This window comes from Enterococcus sp. 3H8_DIV0648 (assembly GCF_002140655.1).
Classification (GTDB): domain Bacteria; phylum Bacillota; class Bacilli; order Lactobacillales; family Enterococcaceae; genus Enterococcus_A; species Enterococcus_A hulanensis.
Genome location: NZ_NGLG01000002.1, coordinates 1,054,125 through 1,060,768, shown reverse-complemented (window position 1 = coordinate 1,060,768; position 6,644 = coordinate 1,054,125). Strand labels below are relative to the sequence as shown.

At 37.8% G+C, this 6,644-nt stretch carries 6 protein-coding genes and 1 tRNA gene; 3 read left to right on the top strand and 4 right to left on the bottom strand.

The window, feature by feature from the left end; all coding sequences use genetic code 11:
• Positions 1 to 88 precede the first annotated feature (88 nt).
• The 3 genes from A5875_RS21360 (at position 89) to A5875_RS23895 (ending at position 3,149) form a co-directional block, all read left to right on the top strand.
• Positions 89 to 2,155 (top strand): LTA synthase family protein, encoded by a 2,067-nt coding sequence (locus A5875_RS21360; protein ID WP_088935579.1) that lies wholly within the window; start codon positions 89 to 91, stop codon positions 2,153 to 2,155.
• A gap of 400 nt (positions 2,156 to 2,555) precedes the next feature.
• Positions 2,556 to 2,909 carry a DUF1622 domain-containing protein gene (locus A5875_RS21355; protein WP_088935578.1) on the top strand — a complete coding sequence of 118 codons (354 nt, stop codon included), beginning with the start codon at positions 2,556 to 2,558 and terminating at the stop codon, positions 2,907 to 2,909.
• 143 nt (positions 2,910 to 3,052) lie between these two features.
• Positions 3,053 to 3,149: transfer RNA gene (locus tag A5875_RS23895), tRNA-Sec, on the top strand.
• Between the two features lie 73 nt (positions 3,150 to 3,222).
• On the opposite strand, the gene A5875_RS21350 is transcribed toward A5875_RS23895, so the two are convergent.
• From A5875_RS21350 to A5875_RS24230, 4 genes are all read right to left on the bottom strand, one after another.
• A complete protein-coding gene (locus A5875_RS21350) occupies positions 3,223 to 4,413 on the bottom strand; it encodes a site-specific integrase (RefSeq protein ID WP_088935577.1) in 1,191 nt (396 codons plus the stop codon).
• Positions 4,414 to 4,540: 127 nt separating this feature from the next.
• Positions 4,541 to 5,176, bottom strand: a complete 636-nt coding sequence (locus A5875_RS21345; RefSeq protein ID WP_141108374.1) for a hypothetical protein — start codon at positions 5,174 to 5,176, stop codon at positions 4,541 to 4,543.
• Positions 5,177 to 5,360: 184 nt separating this feature from the next.
• Complete coding sequence (locus A5875_RS21340) at positions 5,361 to 6,182, bottom strand: ImmA/IrrE family metallo-endopeptidase (protein WP_088935575.1); 822 nt, start codon at positions 6,180 to 6,182, stop codon at positions 5,361 to 5,363.
• Positions 6,183 to 6,186: 4 nt separating this feature from the next.
• Positions 6,187 to 6,552 (bottom strand): helix-turn-helix domain-containing protein, encoded by a 366-nt coding sequence (locus tag A5875_RS24230; RefSeq protein ID WP_242551252.1) that lies wholly within the window; start codon positions 6,550 to 6,552, stop codon positions 6,187 to 6,189.
• Positions 6,553 to 6,644: the final 92 nt, after the last annotated feature.

Sequence of the window (6,644 nt, the reverse complement as noted above, 5' to 3'; positions counted from 1 at the left end):
GTCTGGAGACTGGTAAATAAAAATGCATATTTTTTAAATCTGCTCTATAGTGGGAAAGGACAATTTAATAGAGAAAGAAGTGTTCCGGATGAACCGGGTAAAAAAAGCTTTTACGAATCGCTGGGTCATTTTATTGACGGCCAGCGTGCTGTTTTGGGCAAAGACGATCTTAGCCTATTATGTAGATTTTTCATTAGGGGTGGAAGGTTCGATTCAAACCTTCATTTTGTGGATCAATCCGATCGCCACGACTTTGCTGCTTTTTGGCGTGTTTCTTTATGTCAAAAAATTTAAGCCGGCGCTGGTCGTGTTGTTTTTAATGGATCTGCTGAATAGCTTGATCCTTTATCTGAACGTGATCTTTTATCGCGAGTTCACGGACTTTGTAACAATCAAATCGATTTTAGGCTTTTCCAAGGTTTCGCAAGGAATCTCAGGCAGCTCCTTTGCCTTGATGAAAGTTCACGATATTTTTTATTGGGCGGACTTGATCGTCTTTTTAGGCATCTTGATCTATCTTTTTGCTAAACGCAAAGAGATTACCAGCAAACCTGTCAAAAAGACCTTTGCCGTGGCGGTCAGTTGTTTAGCCGCGTTGACTTTTTCCGTCAATTTATCACTGAGTGAAGCTAATCGTCCTCAATTATTGCAGCGGACGTTTGACCGTTCATACATTGTAAAATATTTAGGTTTAGATGCCTTTACGGTTTACGACGGCATCAAGACCGAGCAGACCAACAGCGTGCGGGCGCATGCGTCAAGCAATGGCTTAACGGACATTTTAAAATATACTAAGGGCCATTATGCGGCGCCTGATCCAAGCAAATATGGGATTGCCAAGGGCAAGAACATCATCGTGATTCACTTGGAAAGCTTCCAGCAATTTTTGATCAATATGAAGGTAGATGGCCAAGAGGTTACACCATTTTTGAACAGCTTGGAAAACGATAATAAACAAACGCTGGCCTTCGACAATTTCTTCCATGAAGTTGGCCAAGGCAAGACCAGTGACGCGGAAAACATGCTGGAAACCGGCACATTCGGTTTGCCGCAAGGGTCCTTGTTTACCCAACTTGGAAATGACAATACCTTCCAAGGCGCACCGGCGATCTTGAATCAAGAGGCTGGCTATACCAGCGCTGTGTTCCATGGAAATGTCGGCAGCTTCTGGAATCGCGACCACGTGTATAAAAATCTCGGCTATCAAAATTTCTTCGATCGTTCCTACTTTAATCAAGCGGATGAAAATCTTGGTTATGGAATCTTAGACAAAGATATGCTGAAGGAAACGGTGGGGCACTTAGAGCATTTGCAGCAGCCGTTTTACACCAAATTCTTGACCGTAACGAACCATACACCGTATTTGACCGACGATAAGAACTTTAATTTCCCAGCTTTAAACACGGGAAATAGTACCGTTGACGACTATGTACGAACCGCTCATTATTTGGATGAATCGCTGCGTCAATTCTTTGACTACTTAAAAGCTTCCGGTATTTACCAAAACTCGATCTTTATGATCTACGGCGACCACTTTGGGATTTCCGATAGTAATAATAAAGATTTAGCCAAAGCTTTAGGCAAAGACCCAGCGACATGGGATAAATTCGATGACGCGCAAATGCAGCGGGTACCGTTGATGTTTCATATCCCAGACTACACAAATGGCGGTATCCAACATCAATACGGCGGCGAGATCGATGTTCTGCCGACCTTATTGCATTTGATGGGCATTGATACGAAGAAATATATTCAATTCGGAACGGACTTATTTTCACCACAGCACGATCAAACCGTCGCTTTTCGCAATGGCGACTTTGTCACACCGAATTACACGGAATTAAGCGGCGAAACCTATGACAATAAAACCGGTGAAAAAGTCGATCCGGCAACCTTGAATATCGCGCCAGAGCTTGATAAAGAACAGAAGCAGGTCAAACAGGCGTTGAGTTTATCCGACAAATTGAATCAAGAAAATCTCTTGCGTTTCTATACGCCAGAAGGCTTCACCCCAGTCGATCCGAAAAAATACGATTATCATGATCTAGATAAGAAGAATGCCGAGATCGAAAAACAAAAAGGCAGCCAATCAACCAGCCTTTACTCGAAGAACGGCAATAAATCAACCACCGCACTATATCCGCCAATTCAATAGATTGAGGAAGAAGCATCCGTTGCTGGGATGCTTCTTTTTTTCTGTCTAAAGAGCCTGTCGGCAGGTTCGATTCCCACACATTCCCGCCCATTTTTCCGCTCAGTGATTCAATAAATAGGAGATTACTTGATAAAACAGGTGAGAAAAAAGCAGCACCGATAAATCGTAGAAAGTATCTTTTAAAAAAGTAGGAGCATTCTCCCGTAAAGTTTTCAGCATAATAATCATCCTTTCAAAATTAGAAGTTGGTGATTGAAGCGTTGAAATCACGATAAAGAACGAAGCTTATCGCGCGCTTAAAAGGTTCTAAGAAAGACTAAAACTTATGCCGATTATCTGTTTGATTCGCAGCCGGATTGGGCTTAAAATAGAGATATATCGTGAAAAGGATAGGATAGCTATGGCGACTATTGAGAATTTGCTTCCGCTGATTTTCCATCCGATCGTGTTGTTATTGGATGTGCTATCGATTTCTATTATTTTGGTGGGAGCGATCATTTCTTTTATAAAATTGATTCAGCACGGCAAGGGTGAAGAACATTCTTCTGTGCTGCACAAAAACAAGTACATCAAAGCGTATCTAGGCAGTTATATTTTGCTGAGCTTGGAATTTTTGATCGTGGCCGATATCATCGAATCCATTATCAATCCAACGTTCCAAGACATTATCAAGCTAGCGTTGATCGTACTTATCCGGACGATGATTTCTTATTTCTTAAACAAGGAAATCAGCGAGTTCTCAGAGGACGGGTAGGGTCAGAACAGTGTCTGGGTTTACCCAATAATTTAGTAATTTTAAAAAAGAAAGAAGTATTCAAAAGAAGGCTGCTTCTTTCTTTTTTCTTTGCGATTTGTTATTGATTCCCGCACAAAGGAATGGTATGATTGTTTTGTTTCGGGAGTGGATGGGTTCTGGTGTTCCCTCTGGTCTTCAAAACCAGTATGAGGAGTTAGGAGCTTCTTGGGTGGGTTCGATTCCCACACATTCCCGCCAATATAATTTTAATGTCCGTAAAACGTTGATTTGACGCCAATCTAAGCAACGTTTTACGGCTTTTCTTATTTCTTTACAGCTTTTTCACCAGTTCAGTTTTTTTGTCAGTTTCTGCACTGCTATTTAAATAACTAACATAGTTGTCTACAGTTTCTCTTTTGCGTGTTTCAGTCAGGTGCACATATAGATTCATTGTGATTTGTATGTTAGCATGTCCGAGCCGTTCTTGAACATCTTTCATAGAAGCTCCAGCTTCGAGTAGAAGGGTAGCATGTGTGTGTCTGAAACCGTGATTAGTTATTCTTTTTAAATGATGGGAAGTAATAACTGAATCCAACCATTTTCTTGGTAGTGACAAAGTGACAAACTCATTTGTTTCATTAGAAAACACCAATTGTTTTGGACGGAAAGTAGAAATGCCGAGTTCAGCATACACCTTTACTTGTTCTTTTCGCCATTTCTTCAGAATATTGACGGTTTCTTCATCAATAGTAATTGTGCGTTTAGATTTTTTAGTTTTTGGTGAACCAATATAAAGTCGACCATCTTTTCCTTTAGTAAGCGTTTTTGAAACGCGAAGCATCTTGTTCTCAAGGTCAATATCGTCCCAAGTTAATGCTAGCATTTCTCCTTTACGCAGACCTGTATAGGCAATTGTTCTAAAATAAGCGTACTTTTTAGAATCGAGTTCCCTTTTTGCTATATCGAGAAAAAGATTTAATTCTTCACGAGTGTAAAAATTTAATTCTGTATCATCTTCAATTTCATCAGCTTTTCTCGGGCGTGTTATACGATCAAATGGATTGGTTGACGCATAATTTAAGTTAATAGCAAACTTGATTATTCTAGATGCATTGCTGATAATTTGCATGTAAGAAACAAGCTTCTCAGATATATCGTTTGCAAATTTTTGTGCTTTGATAATTGAAATTTTGTCTACATACACGTCTTTAAAAACAGGTAAGATATGAAGATTGAATTGTTCTTTTGTTTTATCAAAGGTACTTTCTTTTACGGTTTTTTCATAGGTGACACTCCAAAGATCGTACACTTCCTGATATGTGTGAGGTTTTTGTTCAGTCTTTTTCTGCTGCTGGTACTCGAATTCTATTTTTTTGCATGCTATTTGAGCATCCTTTTTTGTTTTATACCCCCTTTTATCAGCAGTATCTTGCTTACCGGTTTTTTCATTAACACCTAAATAAGTTTTAAACTGCCATAATTTTTCTCCATTTTTTTTTGTATATTGCTTAAAAGTCGCCATCTATTTTCTCCTTATCTTGCATAGGCAGGCATAAATAAGGTAAAATATGACAAAGAAGCCCCGCTATGGGTGCTGAATTTATGTGATCGCGTCACTCAAACTTTGGTCGGGGAGAGGGCGCGTTTTTTTATTTAAGATCTACAGTTGCATCATATTCGTGATGAGCATTTTCATCATTATAATCATCTGTTGAGTAATCAGCATGAAACTTTAGTCTGATTTGAGTAATTGAATCAACACCATCGATATTACTTAGTGGGTATGCTGCATAGCCTCCAGATTTCGTTCCTCGCATCACTTCTCCGGCAAAACCTTTCATGTCGATTTTTCCTTCGCTCTGCTCACCGGTATTAGTACTCATCAGTGCTTGTTCAGGATAGATATTGATGTCTTTTTCAGAATTATCAATAACGTAATGAACGATTACAAATCCAGGATATTCATTATCAGAATAATCCTTGTAATTTTCAAGTTCGACTACTGAAACTTTATCAATAGCAATATTTACTCCAGACCATGAAGAGTCAGACCAAGAAGTCGCGTAATCTTTTTGTGCTGATATTTTCGCTTCATCAGCTCCATTGTTGATGGCTAAAGACTTAAAATCTTTGTTGTCTTTTAAAAGAGAACTAGTGCTTTTGCTTTCTTTTTGTTCAGTGTCAGTGTTAGAAGAATTGTTATCACTTTGGCTACTACTATCACTCCCGCAAGCTCCTAAAGAGAACATACCTACCAATATTAAACATAAAAATACTTTTTTCATTTTCATTCCTCGCTTTTCTTTTTTTCTCATAGAAAATACTTGTTAGATCAAATAAAGATTAACTACAATTAATCACTTCTCTATTCAAGATTTACCATGTAAATTACCTCATTTCTTTGATATAGATGATTTAGTATTAAATAATCTCGGATAGTCTGTAAGCCCACGTACTACCCCGAACCATTTAGAATGGTAATTCATCATCGTATAAACAACTTCCATTTTCTGCTAAAGCAAAATATAAAAGTTTATCTTGATCTGCAATCAAAACATTCTCATTTTTTCTAATTTGTCTTTTTTTTCTTAATCTGTGATTATAAAGTTCATAGTCATGATGATACAGCGCAATCTCTTCATTAATGGTGCGGAGGGTTCTTTGATCGTTAATCGGCTTCTTTATGTTAGCTTGCTGCCAAAAGTCGTATAAAGAGTTGTTTGAATCATAATCCATAAACTCATTTACCATTTCTTCACTCAATTTTTGCGGCAAATGATAAATACCTGTCATAAAGGAAATAAGTCGATAACCAAGTGTTTCATAGGAAACATGTTGCCTCATTTTAATACGTTTTTTTGCAATTTTCTCCAACATTAATGCGTTTAGAACATCATCTGGTAGTAATAAATGTGCTGCAAAAGTATTCGCTCGAACCTCTGCTGATTTATTAAGTTCTATTGGATCATCAGTCAAAATGTTTATTTCGGAGTTATGCTTCAATAATTCTGGATCCAAAATATGGTGGCCTAATTCATGGGCCTGAGTGAAGAGTTTTCTCTCTAAAGTTGCTATATTCTGATTGATCATTGTAGTAGTACCCAGTTCATCTGTTAAGCTGTGCCCGAGAACTACTTTGTTTCTAAAAGGAATCTCCATATATAATCCTCGATCTTCAAGAAAGGGAATTATATATTTAGAAGCATCATAGTCGACTAACGTTTTATGGTGATTCAAATCTTTAATCCACTTTTCAATAAACCTGGCTGCAGTGACCGCCCTATTGTCCATAAACTTAACCTCTTTTTTGACGCTCTTTAATTAATCGAGCTCTCTCTTTCATATACCAATCTAAGTCTTCTTTCAATTCTTGTTGCTCTTGATCATTAAGTTCTTCTTTTTTAGCAACTGACCGAAAAAGCCCACCCAATTGAACAGCTGCCTCATTTTTTCCTTCATCTGCGGTGTTAGACTTTCTTCCTAAAAGATAGTCTATAGATATGCCAAAATAATCTGCAACTTTAGCTAATCCGTCAGAATTGGGTGAAACATTCTTCCATTTACTAAAATAACCATTTGAATACCCTAATCTTTTTTCTAATTCTCGAACTGAAATACCATTTTGTTTTGTTAGCTCTTTGATTTTTTCGTATGGATTCATTGATATGCCAACCTTTCTGGATTGACAAGAAACCACAATAGAATAAAACTCTAATTATCATTTGACAAAATAGAGTTAAAGCTCTATACTGT